We start from the raw sequence: 17,068 nt of genomic DNA, 5'->3' as shown, positions 1-17,068 counted from the left end.
CGGTAATTTCAGCGGCTCGCTGATGTGCCAGAAAGTTGCTTATTCAAACGACCAACATGAACTAAACTCATCAGTTTTATCAGGGGCTTAATGATCAACTGCGCACTGCCCACGATGAAAAGCCAAGTACCACTTTCAATCAACGAATCATTCAAAAAGAAAAAGCTACCAATTAAAAACCAAATAGCAATGAGTAGGTCGTTTGCAGCACCTAACGCCTCATAGCGGCGCTGAATAACGATGTGACGGCTTCCTAGATCTAAATCCAACTCTCTGCCATGTATCTGCACTGTATAGCTCCCCTCTTATTGTTTCGCGTCAGTTATGCCCAAGTTATTTCGAAATACTTAGTTCTAAACCCTAACGGACGTGGCATGCATTGACAACCATTGGAGGGATTATCTATTTGCAATAAAAAGAAAAGGGCGCATAAGCACCCTTTTTAGCGAGTCTAATTACAGGTATTCGCTTTAACGATTAGATAGTGAGTACCAACTTAACTCCACTTCAACAAGCGAGTTTCGTTGCCTTCTTCCGGCTTCGCTGGAATATTGAGTGACAACAGCAAGCTCACTGCTGCCATACCAGCGCCGATGTAAAATACGCTCGCAGGTGAAACAAGCCAGATGACACCAAACGTAACAGGTATTACAACTGCAGCAATATGGTTAATCGTAAACGCAACGCCTGCGGTCGACGCCATATCGGCAGGATCGGCAATTTTCTGGAAGTAGGTTTTAATCGCAAGCGCTAACGCGAAAAATAAATGATCGACAACATACAATGCTGCCGCCCACTCTGCCGTTTGCACCAAACCGTACCCGACGAACACGAAGATCAAACCGACGTATTCAAACATCAACGCTTTGCGCTCACCAACAACGCCGATAAAACGGCCTATTCGCTTCGCAAACAAGAAGTTAAAGACATAGTTAATCAGGAACAGCAACGTAATATCTGCGGCGGAGTAACCAAACTTTTCTACCATCAAGAAACCAGCGAACACCGTAAAAATTTGACGGCGTGCTCCACTCATAAACGTAAGCGCATAGTATAACCAGTAACGTTTACGCAGGATGAGCTTCTTGTTCTGAGGCACTTTTGTCTTAAATTGTGGGAAGGCAAATGCCATCACCAAAATGAGCACAAAACCTAAACCACCAGCCATTAAATAGACCGTTTTAAAATCAAGTTTGAGCTGTTCGAGCGAAACCCAAATGGCGCCGTAGGTAAACAGAGAAGCCAAAGCTCCAACAGAAATAAACTTACCCAGCATTTCTGGCGCTTCTTCTTTAGATAGCCATTGTAAAGACAAAGACTGCTTGAGTGTTTCAAAGTAATGGAAGCCGGTGGACATTAACAAGGTTGTAAAAAGTAGACCGTACAAAGTGGGAAAATAACCTGTTAATGCCGTACCAAGCGTAAGCATCGCCAAAGAGACGAGCATAAAGCGTTGCTCTCGGATAAACAGCAATACAAACACGGTGGTAAAGGCCAAAAAACCCGGAATTTCACGCACACTTTGCAATAGGCCTATGTCTGCACCATCAAAGTTTGCTTTCTCGATAACAAAGTTGTTCAACAACGCCATCCAGGTAGAAAAAGCAATGGGCACGATAATGGAAATTAACAGGAGGAAATTTTGCGGCGTTCTCCAGCCGTGCGATGAGGTAGTCATGATGTTTCCTTTAAATATGAAGGCATCATCATAGCTTTAAATGTAACAAATTCGCAATATCATTATTATTTTAAGCCCAGAGCAAGCAGATATGGCTGAGGGATATTGTTATGAAGATAAACATCGCGCTTAACTCCTGGCTAAGCGCGATGTTCAAGTATCAAGAGAAATAAAGCATGAGTAAATGTGCTCAGTGGCTTAATCAATGACTTTTACTGATAGGCGATTTTTAAATTCAAACACATGTTCTGGACATACATCCAAACAACGACCACAACTAATGCAGTTTTGATCCATAACTCGACGATCTCCCTCTTTCAAAGGCTGCCGAAGCACTTCTGGTTCTGGGCAAACGTAAAAGCAATCCATGCATTTGGTGCAATCTTCGCGGCGAACAGCAGTAACGCGCAACAGGCTTTTTCGGCCTATCACGCCATAGGTAGCCCCCAGTGGACATAAGTGCCCACACCACCCATGCTCAACCAAGAGTAAATCCAACACGAACACTAGGGCGATCAACACCCAACCTGCGCCCATACCAAACACCAACCCGCGATGCAGTGCCGCCACTGGATCTAACCATGTCCAAAGAATTGCGCCAGACAGCGCACTGCCCAACATCAAAACAGGGATCAGCCAATAACGAATCACGGGAGACCAACGATAGCTCGCTTTAATGTTGAGCTTTCGACGCAACCACGCCGCCAAGTCTGTCACGATGTTCAACGGGCACACCCAAGCACAAAATGCGCGCGGCGCCAAAATCGCGTAAAACACCACGACAATCACTACGCCTAACAACGCATTAAACTCCGGAACATGCCCTGTCGCCAAAGCTTGAAGCACAATTAACGGGTCACTTAACGGCACGGTATCGAGCAACATACTTGATGACAGATTACCAGTTAGAATTCCCAGCGTCGGCCCAGCCATAAATAGCGCAATGATGGTGAACTGACATAGCCGACGTAAAATCAAAAACCGATGCGCGCGCCACCAACCAAGCTTTTCAATCGCTTCTTTGCCAGCATTTTGAGCTAAGTTCTTTGCCATTACTTACCTCCTTTTAGCGATTCAAGCGCACCTTCCGGTACAGGCGTCTCACTAGGGAGGATATTTTCGAGTGGTTTGTCGATCTCTTTCCAACCAAAATTGTAGTGGCTGCCCACTTTGCCTTTCGCCAAATCCGTCGGGACAACTTTAATAGCAGCGACATCCAACACGCACGCTTGTTCACACTTACCGCATCCGGTACACACTTCGGAATTCACTGTAGGGATAAGTTTGGCGTGATAGCCAGTTCGATCGTTGTGAACCATCTCTAACGTGATGGCTTCATCAATCAGCGGACAAACGCGATAACAAACATCGCATCGTAACCCTTGCCAGTTAAGGCAAGTTTCATGGTCTATAAGAACCGCTGTACCCATTCGAGCATCATCAATATCGGTTAATTTCGGATCTAGCGCCCCACTCGGACAAGCGACAACACAAGGAATGTCTTCGCACATTTCGCAGGGAATATCGCGTGCAGTAAAGTAAGGTGAGCCAGTCGCGACAGGTGAAAGTAATGTCGCAAGTTTCAAAGTATCGTAAGGACATGCCTGAACACACAAGCCACATCGAATACAAGCTGATTCGAAATCGCCTTCCGGCAGTGCACCAGGCGGACGAATAGGCACACCTTTGGTTTCTCGAGCTTGGCTTTGTAGCGATTGTAAGCCCAATACACACGCAGCTGCGCCAACACCAGCCGCAGTCCGAGCTGTATCACGCAAAAATCGGCGCCGACTTTGCGATATTTTAGACTGAGAGGATTTCATGCTATTTCCTCAACAAAACTCCCTTATCAAGTTAAGCATAAATAGCCCTAAACGTGTCGTTTCCCTATACCTCATAGGAGGTAACTCCATCCTCTATTGATTCAAGTCAACTGACGCACAGTGCCGTCGTCACAGTTTGACTAAATGCGTTTATTTACTGCGACATGAAATTCACCACGATACTCTGCAGTACGCGCCATTCTCAGTACAATAATTCAACACCTTTGCAATCTACTCGTTCAATTCGATGACAAATCACTACTAAAAATTCAAAAAAACACATCATAACAAGCTAATTTAAAAGGCATTTATCCATTAAACATAAAAAAACACTATCCAAATAAGAAAACTGTGGTTAGATTAAAAATTAAAACTAAAAAGCGAAGGAGAGAGGCATGGAAATTATCGTACGTCCAACGACCGTCGAAGACGCAGCGGCACTCGTAGAAATCTATTCACAACCAAAAGCACAACGTGAAACCCTGCAACTCCCAAAGCCTTCGCTCGCGATGTGGGTGGAAAGGTTGTCAAACATACCTGATGGTGTTTATAGCTATGTCGCTGAAATTGATGGTAAAATCGTCGGAAATATTGGCTTTCACCACTCTCTACGTCCAAGAACGATGCACACGGCATCGTGTGGCATCGGAGTACATGATAGTTTCCATGGACTCGGTATTGGTAGCAAATTGATAGAAACAGTCACTGAACTAGCAGATAACTGGTTAAATGTGAGAAGAATTCAGATAGAGGTCAATGCCGATAACGACGCCGCCATTGGGCTTTATAAAAAGCATGGATTTCAAATTGAAGGTGAAGCGATTGACGGTTCCTTCCGTGATGGTGAATTCATCAATACCTATTATATGGCGCGCATCAGACCAGGCCAAAGATAAAACAAAGCCTCCTACTAATTGGAGGCTTTTCTTTTTAAACTTCGACTCACTTTCGTAAGTAAGCCAACGCTCTGCGAGTCAATGCTTCTGTGTAGGGATTGATCTTCCAGTGGTCGGAACTCCAACCTTTCACAAAGCGCTGAAAGTCTGCCCAAGCCACAGCAAACAAAGGACGCCATTCACGCTCGACTTCATTAGGGTCAAGATTCGGTTGATAGACCATTAGCGCGTGTTGCAACTGAGCAAAATACGTATCCAAAACCCAAACTTCCATCTCTGCACAACGTTCTGGCTTAACGGCGCTACTCATAAACAGTGCCACATCTTTCATTGCACACCCACATCCAACGTATTGAAAGTCAACCGCAGCAACGCTTGATTCTTCTTCATCAAAACAGAAGTTCGCCAATTTGGCATCACCATGTACTAGTGTTTTAAACTTAGCTTGCGAAAGCGTTTGATCAATCAATTGAGCCGCATTTTGTAGCTCAGTGTCTTGCAATGCTTCAAGCTCGTCGGGTCTGGTTGCTAAGTGCCAGTATGTTCCGGTATGCCACAACTTATCCGAACGAACATCGATGTATCGCGCATGAAAGTTCGCCAACCAAGTGAGGCAGGCTTGTAGATGCTCTAGCTGTGCATCTGTGATGACTTTTGGAAAGCCCACCTCGGCGAGATCTTCCATCACAATGAGCCATTCATTCTCCGATTGGAACGTTTTTAGACCTTGTGGTACTCGGCAGCGAGTATCCACCCCTCCGGAAAAATGCTCATACCAATTCACTTCCACCTGATAAGAGTGCAGCTTTCTTTGATGAGAACGGTCCGTATTCCAGCCTCTAGGATGCTCTGAAGGCTTAGGGAGTTTTACATGCTTAATGATCACCGAACGAGTTGAATAAGTAACTCGGACTAACTCTCCATAGCCTCCCCATAGCGATTGTATGACTTCTACAGAGCGGTAATTACCTAGATTGAGTTCCTGGCCAATATTTTGGTAGCGTTGGTGGTTGTTACTCATCATGCGAGCAGATGTGACCACGTTTGGTTCTTCTCCATGTAGTGAATAACATATGGGCAAACTGGTTTGATTTGATAACCGAGTGACTCAATTTCTGGCAACACCGCTTCCATCATCACTTTTCCGTACCCCTTACCTCGCAGTGCTTCAGGAACAACCGTTGATGTAATGTGCATGACATTACCCTTAAGCTGATAAATTAACTTGGCTTTATAGCCCTGCTCTAAATCAACCCAGAATGTACTATTCGTGGCTTCATGAGTTACTTTATGCATATCTTGCTCTCTAATTTTTGTTACAGATTGATTGAATCAAACTATATCACTGAATAAAATCGATACCATGCGAGAGTGCTGCTTCGCCTCACGCGATTACCTTCTTACATCAGGTACGACAATTATAATGAGAAATATGAGCCCAATTGCCAGAGACGGCAAGCTACCTCTGCAAAGCAAGAAGGCACCAGAACGTCAGGCAAGTACATTAAATAGCACCGATGCAATGGCAATGGTCGAACATGGCAGTGAAGTGAGCTTAAACGTCACCACCCCCGTTGGTACAAAGTTTATTACAACCAGCACATTTGTTGGCTGTCACTCAAATAATACTGCATTGATAGAGGTTCCGAACATCTCCGATGAAGACTTGAAGTTCTATTTTCAAGAAGGCTTTTGGATCAATGTAAAAGCCTACTCTCATCGAGGTGAAGGGGCCGTTATCCCATTTCGGGCCCAATTACAGCATCGACTAGGCGATCCGTACCCAATTTTGGTGCTAGACCTACCCAACACTATGCAGGTCTTTCAGCTTCGCAAAGAAGTGCGTTACGAAGTAAATTTGAGAGCGCGTGTTTGTTTAGAAGCCTATCGAACTGAATGCGAAATAAGAGATTTATCTCGTAGTGGCTGTCGTTTTGTAACATCACCAATGAGCCGACCACTTCAGGTTGGTGACCACGTTTCATTGGATCTAACGATGCCCGGAGAAAGTCGTATGCTAGCGCCGTTGCGAGGTCGTATTTGTAATTTACAAAAATCAACGCATTATGCTCGCTACGGAATGGAGTTTGATGAGGTTGGTAAAAACAACGCTAAAAACCTCCTCAGTCACCTCAAATTTGATGGGACTAAGCTCACACTAAAAAGATAGATTTGATAACCCCTATCGCTTATCAAGAAGCTTTGAAGTGCTAGAAAACAAGAAACCCCTTACTTTTCAGTAAGGGGTTTTTATTTACTAAGAATAAGGCAGTATCTTAGATAAGAGTCATGACTTAGAAGTCGTAACGTAGACCTAGCGCTAGCTCATCTTTTTCAGCCGCGCCTTCGTTATCCATTAGATCGAAGTTGTATGATGCGTAGCCACGGAAGTTAGGCTTGAAGTAGTAAGTTACATCAACAGCTAGGTTTTCTACAGTATCTGCGTCTTCTAGTTCACCTTTGTTGAACGTAGAAGTGAATACAGTTTGACCCATAGTGTAAGCAGCGGCTAGTTCGTAGCCTTTGTAATCAAAAGTCTTACCTGCAACATCCATATCCGCGCCAGTGTAGTTACCAGCGAAGTAGAAGTCACCTACAGAGTATGCAGCTACCAGCATGAACTCATCGCTGTCGTTTTGATCTGCGTAACCAGCACCTAGTTCAAAACCAGTGTTAGCAAACGCGTAAACACCAGATAGAGAGAAGCCATCTTCCTCGTTGTCTGTAAAGCCTTGTGCATCTGTTGTGCGATCAGCAAAACGGTAGCTAGCGCGTACAGCTAGTTGCTCGAATTGGCCTTTGTAAGACAGCATGTTATCTGTACGGTCAGAAACAGGCAGTTTAAGTGCTGCTGTGTTACCGTGGTAAGCCATAATGTCAGTAAAGTCAGTAAGAACCACTAGTGCGCCGTCGTTTTTACCGTAAGTTACTTCACCGTATTTGCCACCCAGACCCGCATAAGCGTAACGAGTTTCAAGACTATCTGTCTCACCAACTTTGTTACCTTTAGAATCAAATACATCATAAGTTTTAGTTACAAACTCACCTTCCCAAAAACCAACGCCGTATAGGTTTTCATTGATTTCCTGTTTGCCTAGGAAGTTAAGACGGATGCGAGTACGGTCTTCTGCCTTACCATCCATCATAGAAAGACGCGCTTCAGCGCGACCGCCCATCTCAAGAGAAGTGCCATCTTGGTTGTATAGTTCTGAAGCGACAACTTGAGATCCTGATGCCATTAGCGCCACTGCTACAGCTAAAGTTTTTAATTTCATTGTTATTTTCCATATCATTGTTTTATATGTGTTTTCTCACCAGAAAAACAGGACTTTTCTGTACCAACGAGAAAACTGGCGGCATAGTAGCAGCTGTTATTTTTCACGCAACGTGTTGAATAAACAGCGCTTATAGAAGAAAACACCACTTAAAATGACGATATGAATACCTCTCAACCATCAAGTTATCGGTTGAGTTAAAAAAAATGTTCGCGTCAAAAAAAAATTGACGAAAAAAATGTAAAAACAATATCACAAAACGTGACATTGCCCGCAAAAAAAATCTTGTTAACTGACTGTTTTAGATAGACTTATTGATAATAAATCCGATTATTACAAACAAAAAAATCCCTGAGCATTCACTCAGGGATTTAGAGATTTGATAAGTAGATGATGAATTAAAGCTTAAAGAAACTTAATTGCTCTTTCTGCTTCTCTGCAAGTAATGAAAGCTCAGTACTCGCACTTGCACTCTGGCTGATGCCCGCTACGTTTTGGTTTACAAGCTCCGACATGTTAACCACGTTGCGATTGATATCTTGAGTAACTTGAGACTGCTCTTCGGCTGCGGTTGCTACTTGCGTGTTTGAATCGTTGATGTTGGCGACCGACTCGGTAATTCCAACCAACGCCTCATTCGCTTGTTGCGTCAGCTCGTTGTTGCGGCTAAGCATATCAAGGCTGACTTGCATACTGTCATTCGCAAGCCCAGACTGCGCTTGAAGCTCTTCAATGATCGTTTGGATCTCTTGTGTCGAGTCTTGAGTACGCGCTGCTAGCATGCGTACTTCATCAGCTACTACCGCAAAACCACGACCAGATTCACCAGCTCGCGCCGCTTCAATCGCAGCATTCAATGCTAGCAAGTTGGTCTGCTCAGATACGCCGCGAATCACTTCAATAACATCGTTGATCTGTACAGATTGCTCTTTTAGACGCAAAACAACTTGCGCTGCATCGTTCAATGCTTGAGACATTTGCGCACTTGCTTCCGCACTTTCTTGGAAGATAGCCAAACCTGATTGAGCAAGTCCATCAGCTTCACGCGCGGTTGCGTCAGCAGAGGTCGCGTTATCACTCACATTATTCGCAGTGCTTGCAAGCTCGTTAACCGCAGATGCAACTTGCTCGATCTCCGCTAACTCTTGTTGAGCGTTCGCTTCCGCTTGCGTCATTACCGCAGCTAATTCGGTCGATGCAGATGCAACTTCCTCACTAATACGGGTTAACTGGTCCACAGTGTTGTATAACTGCTCTGCGGTTTGGTTTACATCTTTGCTCAGCTTAGAGATCTCATTGTCCCCATCGACATCTGCACGTACTGATAGATTACCCATTGCTAACTGACGCATCACTTCTTGCAGCTTTTGGATTGGTGTAACAATCATGCCAGATAGGAACCAAGCGCCTATCAATGAGAAAGCAAATACCGCTAAAACCGTCAACATAGCGTTATTTTGCACACGTTCATTTTGCTGATGACTTCTGATAGTAGATTGTTCAGCTTGCTCGTTTACATGCTTTGATAGTGTGTTAATTTGTTGGACCATTTCTCGGCCAACATTGCGATACTCTTTGACAAATGCACGGTACTCGCTATCCGATTTCAAACCTTGATCGTATTGGTTGAAGAAAGCAACTGAGCGCTCTGAATATCGCACATAGGATTCAATTGCTTGGCGAACTTTAACGGCATCGTCACGGAATAGGTTTCGGGCTTCAATTGCGCTTAAATCGGCATCAACTTGCTTTAAGCCTTCTTTCAATTCGGTTAGAAAATTCTCACGACGAGAAGCATCGTAAATAGCGTAAACCGCGCTTATGCGCAGAGGGTAAATTTGGTCGTCAATACTCGCCAATGTGTCTTTGTGAAAAACCAAAGATTCTTGGTTGGAAGCAATAACATCTTGCTCTGCTTGAAGATTGTTTTTAGTAATCCAAAGAGCAATAAACAAAACAATCGCGGTAAATAATACCGGAACCAAAATTTGCGTTCGTACTGACAAATTTTTCAGTGATAACTGCATGACAGGGCCTCAGTTGTATGCGTGATGTCTATATCCAAACAAACTCGAGCAGTGCTTATAACAACGTTACTTTTCGGCAGTTTGAATATCTATGCTTCCTTGCGACGGGATAAATCCCAGACGAATAAACAAGTGGCGAATATTAGAGGTCGATCACACTTTTGTCTAGTACAAAAACTCTCCATTTTCAATCTGTTATTGACAATATCCCGACAGTGGCGTCGGGATATTGTCGTTATGATAAATTATGATCACTTATGATGAGATACATTCACATTTAGGACGGTTTCAGCCTATTTTCTCAACGAATTGAGCTTGGCTTGAGCAAGGCCAAAAATGGTATCGATTGGATAAGAGCCTTCATCGGTTGGCTCACCAGCAACTTTCCCCGTAAACAATTCGATAGCTTCAGTAACATGGTCAATCGCCCAAATATTAAACTCGCCTTTTTCGACTGCTTTCACGATGTCGGAACGAAGCATTAGATTGTGAACATTAGAGCGCGGAATAATGACCCCCTGCCCGTCATGACGACCTTTAATTACACACACATCATAAAATCCTTCGATCTTTTCGTTTACGCCACCAATAGGCTGAGCTTGACCAAATTGATTCATCGACCCTGTTATCGCAATGTCTTGTCGATTTGGTTGCTTTGAAAAAGCAGACACAACCGCACATAACTCAGCCATGCTGGCACTATCACCATCAACACCACCGTAAGATTGCTCAAAGGTAATGGTTGTCGTTAATGGCACTCGTGCCGTTTTACCAAATACGGAAGATAAGTAGGCAGACAAAATCATTACGCCCTTAGAGTGAATACTGCCTCCCAAATCCACGCTTCGCTCGATATCGATAACATCCCCATCACCGTAACACGTCGTCGCTGTGATGCGATTCGGTGCACCAAACATGTAGTCACTAGTGCTCAATACCGAAAGTGCGTTCACTTGGCCTACGGCTTCTCCTTCGGTGCGAATCAGCGTTGTGCCGTTAATAAAGGTTTCCATTACGTTATCGCGTAATCGGCTTACTCGCATTTCTTGGTTATTGAGCGCCTCTTCAACATGCCCAATACGGATCATGTTAGAGTTAGCTTGACGAGCCACGTAGTTCGACTCTCGAAGCAAGTTGGCGATATTAGCCGAATGTAGAGATAGCTTGGATTGGTCGCCAGACAAACGTGAGCTGTATTCGATGATTCGAGCAATGGCTTTGCGATCGCAATGCAGCATATTATTGTCATGCACCACGCTAGAGATAAAGCGCGCGTAATGCAGCTCAGACTCCGGCGTACGTTTCATTTCGTCTTCGAAATCTGCCGTCACGCGGAACAACTCGCTGAACTCTGGATCGTAATGTTGGAGTAATTGGTAAGTTCGGTAATCACCAAATAAGATAATTTTGATATCAAGCGGAATCGGTTCAGGATCGAGTGATACCGCCCCCGTCAATGTGACTTCTTTTTCTAGAGACGTAAAACTCAATTGACGAGCACGCAATGCGCGCTTCAAACCATCCCAAACGTAAGGCTGTTCAAGTACTTTCTGAGCATCCATTAATAGAACGCCGCCATTCGCCTTATGCAAGCTCCCTGCGCGAATCAGCGAGAAGTCGGTAAACACCGTTCCCTTGAAAGTGGCAGTCTCAATCGACCCGAAGAGTGAATGATAGTTGGGATTTTCTTCAACAACGATAGGAAATTCGCTGCTTTTACGGCTTACCAAGACGTTCACTTTATAACGACGTGGCAATTTTTTATCCAAGGATGCCGTCGCAATTTCGCCTTGCTCGCCACTTTGGTCAAGGAAGATATCTGCGTTTTCAACAATATCTTTTTGCAGCTCAGTTAAGTAGGTTTTGATTTCGGAATATTGCGCGTAATCCACTTTGAGTTTTTTGATGAAGTGAGTAATCACATCAAGCGTCACTTCATCATTGAGCTTTTTGATTTTATCGCTGTATGTCTCTTCCCACTCCGTAAGCTCACGAACCATCGAGCGCAATCGCACTTCGAGTTCATCAATAGCATCGCTGAATTGCTCTTGTTCTTTTTTGCTTAGTGCATCAAAAGACTCTTCCGTATGAAGCTCATCACCGTTCATGGCGACAAACTGATAATCCCCCTGTGTAGTCAGTGTTAGGCTGATGCCTTTTTCTTTTGCCTCTCGACTAATACGATCCAGCTCGTTTTGTTGCTTAGCTGCCAATTGATTTTTTAATCGCTCAGCGCGGCTAAAGTACATTTCATTGTCGAATGCTAGGGGTAAAGCATTCAATAATTTGCCCATTAAAGCTTCAATATCAACACGTAGCTTATTTCCGATACCACAAGGCAGCTTTAATACCTTTGGTGTACGGGTATCCTCAAAGTTCGCAACGTAACACCAATCAAACAGGGCTGCTGCATCGTGCTGGTGACGATTCAGATAGCGCAAGATCATGGTGCGTTTACCTAGCCCATTCTGACCAATGGCGTAGATGTTATACCCTTTCTCTTTGATGGACATCGCAAACTCGACCGCTTTTTGCGCGCGCTCTTGGCCCACGATTTCATCAATTGGAGGTAACTCCTTGGTCGACTTACATGGCATATTCTCTAGATCTGCTACAGAATATAGCTGCTTAGCTTCCAATCTTAGTATTGCCATATCCACTTCCTTTTTTCTTATTTTCGTTATTTGAGTGTAGAGATTATTTGCTTAATTTTAAGTGATTTACCTTCCACCCTAGATTGATTGGACATTTTATGAACACATAAGTGATATTAACACGCACTTGCAATTGATAATCAATTTCATTTAATATCTAAACAAATCAAATGTTGTGGAGATGGATATGAATATTGAGCAATGCTGGATGCGCTACTTAAAAGCAGAGCAACTGATGGAACAAGGCCATTGGCCAGAAGCTCATCGTTTATATGACGACGTGCTCAACAATCTACCCAACCACATTCATTTAGCGCTAGAAAATGCACAAACTAAACCTTGCCAGTTTGTATGTCTCATTACGGGGCTTAGAGATGCCAGCGTGACGCAATCAGAGATTCTCAACAAACTCGGCTTACAACATGATGCGTTCTCAATACTCAATCAAACTTACGCGCTATTTCAATTTTTGCAGCTAGAGAGCCATGAACTGATTGAGCGCGTAGCTCACCTACTTGGTCAACAGAGCGAAGACTTATTAGCTCACATGGCGGCATTTTGCTCTGCCCAACGTAATGCTCAATGGATGATAGAACTCGAGCACGTAACGCGCGCGCATGAGCAGTTCTTACATTTGCAAGCCATGAGTTCGGCAAAATCTTCGCCTTCTCACCTGTATAATTAATCTAAAGCTCAAGCATTGAGGACAACTAGGTTTGTGCTGTCCATTACTTGAGTATCATTTGCTTTATCAACCACAAGGATCTGTGATGTCTTCTAAAACCATTCTTTCGGTGAACAACCTATCAGTCAGCTTTACGACAAACGATGGGATCGTCGATGCAGTAAAGAATGTTAGCTTCGATTTAAAAGCAGGCGAGACGCTGTCCATCGTTGGCGAATCTGGCTCTGGCAAGTCAGTATCAACCAATGCACTGATGAAACTACTACCAGACAACGCTATTTTGCATGAAAACTCATCCATCATGTTTGAGGGTAGCTCCATCTTGGATAAAACAGAGCGTGAAATGCAAAGTATTCGCGGTGATCGCATTGGCATGATTTTTCAAGAGCCGATGACCTCACTAAACCCGTACATGCGGGTGGGTATCCAAGTCGCTGAGGCCATCATGTGTCACCGCCCGGTCGACAGACGAACAGCAAAAGCAAAGGTGTTAGAGCTGTTTGAATTGGTTCATATGCCAAACCCAGAAAAAGCGTATAACAAGTACCCACACGAATTTTCTGGTGGTCAATTGCAACGCATCATGATTGCGATGGCACTGATTAACGAGCCCGATATTTTGATCGCCGACGAACCTACAACAGCGTTGGATGTCACGGTTCAAGCAGAAGTGTTGCACCTGATTAAAGAAATTCAGGCTCAGATGGGCATGGCAATCCTATTTATTACTCATGATTTAGGCGTTGTAAAACACTTTGCCGACCGTGTCATTGTGATGTGTAAAGGGGAAGTCGTCGAAGAAGGCGAAACGCAAACACTCTTCGAAGACCCAAAACACGAATACACACGTATGCTGATCAACTCTATTCCAAAAGGCAGTAAGGACCCTATTAGCGAGAGTGCTACACAACTATTAAAAGCTGACTATATACGAGTCAAATTCTTGATAAAGTCGCATTTTATAGCCAGTAAAAATGAGTACTTCGAAGCCGTAAAAGGCATTTCTCTTGAGCTCAAACAAGGAGAGACCCTCGGGATCGTTGGGGAGTCCGGTTCAGGTAAGTCTACACTCGGCCGAGCTTTGATAGGTCTACTGCCCTCAACTGGCAAAATAGAATATAAAGGCCAAGATATGGCCTTGCTGACAAACAAAGAACGTTTTGAGCTGAAAAAAGACGTTCAGATGGTATTCCAAGACCCTTATGGTTCGCTTTCTCCTCGTATGACTATCGGCGAGATCATCACAGAAGGATTAACTGTCCACCAACCAATGTTGAGTAAAAAAGAACGTATGCAGAAAGCGCGCGACGTGCTCCGTGAGGTCCGCTTAGATCCCACGTCCATCAACCGTTATCCGCACGAGTTTTCAGGAGGCCAGCGTCAGCGTATTGCTATCGCGCGAGCACTGATCCTTGAACCTTCGTTTATTCTGCTTGATGAGCCAACCTCTGCATTAGACCGCTCGGTGCAACTGACAGTGATTGACCTTCTGAAAGATTTGCAGAAAAAACACAATATTGGCTACTTGTTTATTAGCCACGATCTATCAGTAGTTAAAGCACTCTCTGATCGTGTTCTAGTCATGCAAAAGGGCGAGGTCATGGAACAAGGTACGGCCGAAAAGATTTTCCAAAACCCTAAAAATGACTACACGAAAAAACTGATAGATGCCTCATTTGATCTTGAAAACAGTGAAAATCAGCACAATGCGGCTTAGGTTCATCACAGTTTCATATTCATAAACTAGGATTAAGAAAAGGTGATAAATTCATCTTGTCTTAAGAATGGCGTAGCTGCCTGTCGGTTTGGCCGCCGAGACTGGTTGGTTCAAGAGTCAGACTTAGTCAACCTGGCTCAAATACTGGCAAACAGTATGAATTGAGTTCCCCCAACCATGAAAAATGCCGCGACACTGTCGCGGCATTTTTTTATTCTCAGAAGCTTCGAACAACTAGGGCATTAAATCGACTCAATCCCCATATTATGTAACGTAAATGCATACACGTCTGTGGTGAGGTCAATTTGCTTACTCAGCGGCATTCCTGCACCATGACCTGCATTGACATCAATGCGTATTAATACTGGATTAGCGCCTTGCTGTTTGCCTTGCAGCTCCGCAATAAATTTGTACGAATGTGCTGGCACAACTCGGTCGTCGTGATCAGCAGTTGTCACCAAGGTAGCAGGATATTGCACGTTTTCTTTTACATTGTGAACAGGAGAGTAGCCAAGCAAGTATTGGAACATCGCTTCGCTTTGCGAAGACGTGCCATAGTCATACTTCCAGCCTTCTCCAGACGTAAACGTGTGGTAACGCAGCATATCAAGCACGCCAACCGCAGGCAGCGCGACTTTGAATAGTTCAGGGCGTTGCGTCATACACGCTCCAACTAACAAACCACCATTAGAACCACCGCGAATCGCTAGGCGATCCGAGCTAGTGTAGTCGTTTTCAATCAGGTATTCCGCCGCCGCAATAAAGTCATCAAACACGTTTTGCTTTTGCTGCTGAGTGCCTGCGTTGTGCCAGGCTTTACCGTATTCACCGCCGCCTCGCATGTTGGCGACAGCGTATATACCACCCAACTCTAGCCAGTTGGCTACATTGCCAGAAAACATTGGAGTGAGGCTGATGTTAAAACCGCCGTAACCATACAACATGGTTGGTGCTCTACCATCAAGTGCAATGCCCTTCTTGTATGAAATGATCATCGGAACTTGCGTGCCGTCTTTTGAGGTGTAAAACACCTGTTTTGATTCATACTCATTACGATCGAACGGTGCCTTTGATTCTTGAAACAGTGTCGATTCACCAGACTCAACATCAAATGAGAAGATCGTCGGAGGCGTCACGTAGTTAGTGAATGTGTAATAAAGTGTGGTTTCTTCTTTTTTACCCGCCAGACCATAAGCCGTGCCTTCTCCCGGCAATTGTACATCTCGAATCCACTCACCTTGGTAGTTAAACTGCTGCACTTTAGAAAGCACATCTACCATATAAGTCGCAAACAGATAACCGCCACCTTTGCTGATTTCTAACGGCTGTTCTTGTTCAGCAATCACGTCAGCCCATTGTTCTGTCTGAGTGTTGTAGCTGACAACTTTGCCATTCGGCGCGTCTAGGTTGGTGTAAAGCAGCAAGGTTGCGTCTTGGCTATCAATTAAGTAGGTGTCGCCTTGCGTTGTATCGCGCAGCGTCACAATTGCTTGGGAGTCAGACTGTAAATCGATATAAAACAGACGATTACCCGATGTAGATTCTGCGCCAGAAATAATGAGGAAGCGATCATCTGTCGTCGTCGTACCAGACACATAACGATGAACTTGCGTATCCAACTCACCAAAAATCACTTTATCTTCAGATTGAGGGGTACCAAGTTCATGATAATAAAGCTTGTGATGCTCAGTTCGAGCAGACAACTCGCTGCCTTGCGGCTTATCGTAGCTTGAGTAATAGAAGCCTTTGCTACCCAGCCAAGAAATCGACGTAAACTTCGCATCAACAATCTCAGGCTCTAACTGTTCTTTGGTTTCCGTATCAATGACAAAGATCTTACGCCAATCACTACCCCCTTCTGAGATGGAATACGCGACCAAACGGTAGTCTTTAGAGAAGCTGACTTCGCCAAGAGAGGTCGTGCCCTCTTCGGAGAAAGTATTTGGATCAAGGAAAACCTCGGCTTCTCCCTCGCCTTTACGTCGATACAATACGCTTTGGTTTTGCAAACCGTCGTTTTTGTAGAAGTAGGTGTAGTCACCACGTACAAATGGCTGGGAATATTTTTCGTAGTTTTGACTGTTCGCCACTAAGTCACGGATTTGTTGGCGGTACGGTATCTGACCAAGGAAATCGAAGGTGACCGAATTTTGACCCGAAACCCATTGTGCGGTTTCTTCACTGCGATCATCTTCTAACCAGCGATAAGGGTCGGCAATGTCGTGACCAAAATAAGTGTCCACGACAGAATCTTTACGTGTTTTTGGGTAATGCATAACGTCCGTGTTACTCCGTTGTTTTTATTAAGTTGTT

At 44.3% G+C, this 17,068-nt stretch carries 14 protein-coding genes; 4 read left to right on the top strand and 10 right to left on the bottom strand.

Going from position 1 to position 17,068, the window contains the following annotated elements:
• Nucleotides 1-8 precede the first annotated feature (8 nt).
• The 4 genes from R7Q09_RS13000 to napG all read right to left on the bottom strand — a co-directional run bounded on the left by R7Q09_RS13000 (nucleotide 9) and on the right by napG (nucleotide 3,501).
• Nucleotides 9-290, bottom strand: coding sequence for a YrhK family protein (locus tag R7Q09_RS13000; protein ID WP_025768568.1), 282 nt, complete (start codon nucleotides 288-290; stop codon nucleotides 9-11).
• Between the two features lie 206 nt (nucleotides 291-496).
• A complete protein-coding gene (locus R7Q09_RS12995; RefSeq protein WP_238843706.1) occupies nucleotides 497-1,678 on the bottom strand; it encodes an MFS transporter in 1,182 nt (393 codons plus the stop codon).
• 198 nt (nucleotides 1,679-1,876) lie between these two features.
• On the bottom strand, nucleotides 1,877-2,731 hold the full coding sequence (gene napH / locus R7Q09_RS12990; RefSeq protein WP_256896023.1) for a quinol dehydrogenase ferredoxin subunit NapH: 855 nt from the start codon (nucleotides 2,729-2,731) through the stop codon (nucleotides 1,877-1,879).
• Nucleotides 2,731-3,501 carry a ferredoxin-type protein NapG gene (gene napG / locus R7Q09_RS12985; RefSeq protein ID WP_005383947.1) on the bottom strand — a complete coding sequence of 257 codons (771 nt, stop codon included), beginning with the start codon at nucleotides 3,499-3,501 and terminating at the stop codon, nucleotides 2,731-2,733. The genes napH and napG overlap by 1 nt, the downstream gene beginning before the upstream one ends.
• 395 nt (nucleotides 3,502-3,896) lie before the next feature.
• On the opposite strand from napG, the gene R7Q09_RS12980 reads away from it, so the two are divergent.
• Complete coding sequence (locus tag R7Q09_RS12980; protein ID WP_318070884.1) at nucleotides 3,897-4,397, top strand: GNAT family N-acetyltransferase; 501 nt, start codon at nucleotides 3,897-3,899, stop codon at nucleotides 4,395-4,397.
• A gap of 46 nt (nucleotides 4,398-4,443) precedes the next feature.
• On the opposite strand, the gene R7Q09_RS12975 is transcribed toward R7Q09_RS12980, so the two are convergent.
• Complete coding sequence (locus R7Q09_RS12975; RefSeq protein ID WP_225491646.1) at nucleotides 4,444-5,421, bottom strand: ecdysteroid 22-kinase family protein; 978 nt, start codon at nucleotides 5,419-5,421, stop codon at nucleotides 4,444-4,446.
• Entirely contained in the window at nucleotides 5,418-5,693 is a 276-nt protein-coding gene (locus R7Q09_RS12970; protein ID WP_104976440.1) for a GNAT family N-acetyltransferase, read from the bottom strand. Before R7Q09_RS12970 ends, R7Q09_RS12975 begins: the two co-directional genes overlap by 4 nt.
• 127 nt (nucleotides 5,694-5,820) lie before the next feature.
• Here R7Q09_RS12970 and R7Q09_RS12965 point away from each other — a divergent pair, with 127 nt between their 5' ends.
• Complete coding sequence (locus R7Q09_RS12965; protein WP_042521645.1) at nucleotides 5,821-6,567, top strand: flagellar brake protein; 747 nt, start codon at nucleotides 5,821-5,823, stop codon at nucleotides 6,565-6,567.
• A gap of 124 nt (nucleotides 6,568-6,691) precedes the next feature.
• Here R7Q09_RS12965 and R7Q09_RS12960 read toward each other — a convergent pair whose 3' ends face one another.
• The 3 genes from R7Q09_RS12960 to R7Q09_RS12950 form a co-directional block, all read right to left on the bottom strand.
• Nucleotides 6,692-7,672, bottom strand: coding sequence for a porin (locus tag R7Q09_RS12960; protein WP_025768571.1), 981 nt, complete (start codon nucleotides 7,670-7,672; stop codon nucleotides 6,692-6,694).
• A 398-nt stretch (nucleotides 7,673-8,070) separates the two neighbouring features.
• Nucleotides 8,071-9,699: a methyl-accepting chemotaxis protein gene (locus tag R7Q09_RS12955; RefSeq protein ID WP_005375120.1), complete on the bottom strand. Its 1,629-nt coding sequence runs from the start codon at nucleotides 9,697-9,699 to the stop codon at nucleotides 8,071-8,073.
• A 293-nt stretch (nucleotides 9,700-9,992) separates the two neighbouring features.
• A complete protein-coding gene (locus R7Q09_RS12950; RefSeq protein WP_136976844.1) occupies nucleotides 9,993-12,353 on the bottom strand; it encodes a Lon protease family protein in 2,361 nt (786 codons plus the stop codon).
• Between the two features lie 187 nt (nucleotides 12,354-12,540).
• Between R7Q09_RS12950 and R7Q09_RS12945 the strand changes: the two genes are divergently transcribed.
• Nucleotides 12,541-13,038 (top strand): hypothetical protein, encoded by a 498-nt coding sequence (locus R7Q09_RS12945; RefSeq protein WP_258634140.1) that lies wholly within the window; start codon nucleotides 12,541-12,543, stop codon nucleotides 13,036-13,038.
• An 85-nt stretch (nucleotides 13,039-13,123) separates the two neighbouring features.
• Nucleotides 13,124-14,755 (top strand): ABC transporter ATP-binding protein, encoded by a 1,632-nt coding sequence (locus tag R7Q09_RS12940; RefSeq protein ID WP_318070885.1) that lies wholly within the window; start codon nucleotides 13,124-13,126, stop codon nucleotides 14,753-14,755.
• Nucleotides 14,756-14,997: 242 nt separating this feature from the next.
• On the opposite strand, the gene R7Q09_RS12935 is transcribed toward R7Q09_RS12940, so the two are convergent.
• The gene (locus R7Q09_RS12935) at nucleotides 14,998-17,031 is read right to left on the bottom strand and encodes a prolyl oligopeptidase family serine peptidase (protein ID WP_262638530.1); all 2,034 of its coding nucleotides are present in this window, start codon (nucleotides 17,029-17,031) and stop codon (nucleotides 14,998-15,000) included.
• Nucleotides 17,032-17,068: the final 37 nt, after the last annotated feature.

It is taken from the genome of Vibrio sp. 2130-1 (genome assembly GCF_033339515.1).
Note: the sequence above shows the minus strand (reverse complement) of the source record. Positions and strands in the feature narration are given on the sequence as shown.

Excerpts from the sequence above, each read along its gene's own strand:
- R7Q09_RS12995 (WP_238843706.1), bottom strand. The coding sequence starts at position 1,678 with ATGACTACCTCATCGCACGGCTGGAGAACGCCGCAAAATTTCCTCCTG.
- napH (WP_256896023.1), bottom strand. The coding sequence starts at position 2,731 with ATGGCAAAGAACTTAGCTCAAAATGCTGGCAAAGAAGCGATTGAAAAG.
- napG (WP_005383947.1), bottom strand. The coding sequence starts at position 3,501 with ATGAAATCCTCTCAGTCTAAAATATCGCAAAGTCGGCGCCGATTTTTG.
- R7Q09_RS12980 (WP_318070884.1), top strand. The coding sequence starts at position 3,897 with ATGGAAATTATCGTACGTCCAACGACCGTCGAAGACGCAGCGGCACTC.
- R7Q09_RS12975 (WP_225491646.1), bottom strand. The coding sequence starts at position 5,421 with ATGATGAGTAACAACCACCAACGCTACCAAAATATTGGCCAGGAACTC.
- R7Q09_RS12970 (WP_104976440.1), bottom strand. The coding sequence starts at position 5,693 with ATGCATAAAGTAACTCATGAAGCCACGAATAGTACATTCTGGGTTGAT.
- R7Q09_RS12965 (WP_042521645.1), top strand. The coding sequence starts at position 5,821 with ATGAGAAATATGAGCCCAATTGCCAGAGACGGCAAGCTACCTCTGCAA.
- R7Q09_RS12960 (WP_025768571.1), bottom strand. The coding sequence starts at position 7,672 with ATGAAATTAAAAACTTTAGCTGTAGCAGTGGCGCTAATGGCATCAGGA.
- R7Q09_RS12955 (WP_005375120.1), bottom strand. The coding sequence starts at position 9,699 with ATGCAGTTATCACTGAAAAATTTGTCAGTACGAACGCAAATTTTGGTT.
- R7Q09_RS12950 (WP_136976844.1), bottom strand. The coding sequence starts at position 12,353 with ATGGCAATACTAAGATTGGAAGCTAAGCAGCTATATTCTGTAGCAGAT.
- R7Q09_RS12945 (WP_258634140.1), top strand. The coding sequence starts at position 12,541 with ATGAATATTGAGCAATGCTGGATGCGCTACTTAAAAGCAGAGCAACTG.
- R7Q09_RS12940 (WP_318070885.1), top strand. The coding sequence starts at position 13,124 with ATGTCTTCTAAAACCATTCTTTCGGTGAACAACCTATCAGTCAGCTTT.
- R7Q09_RS12935 (WP_262638530.1), bottom strand. The coding sequence starts at position 17,031 with ATGCATTACCCAAAAACACGTAAAGATTCTGTCGTGGACACTTATTTT.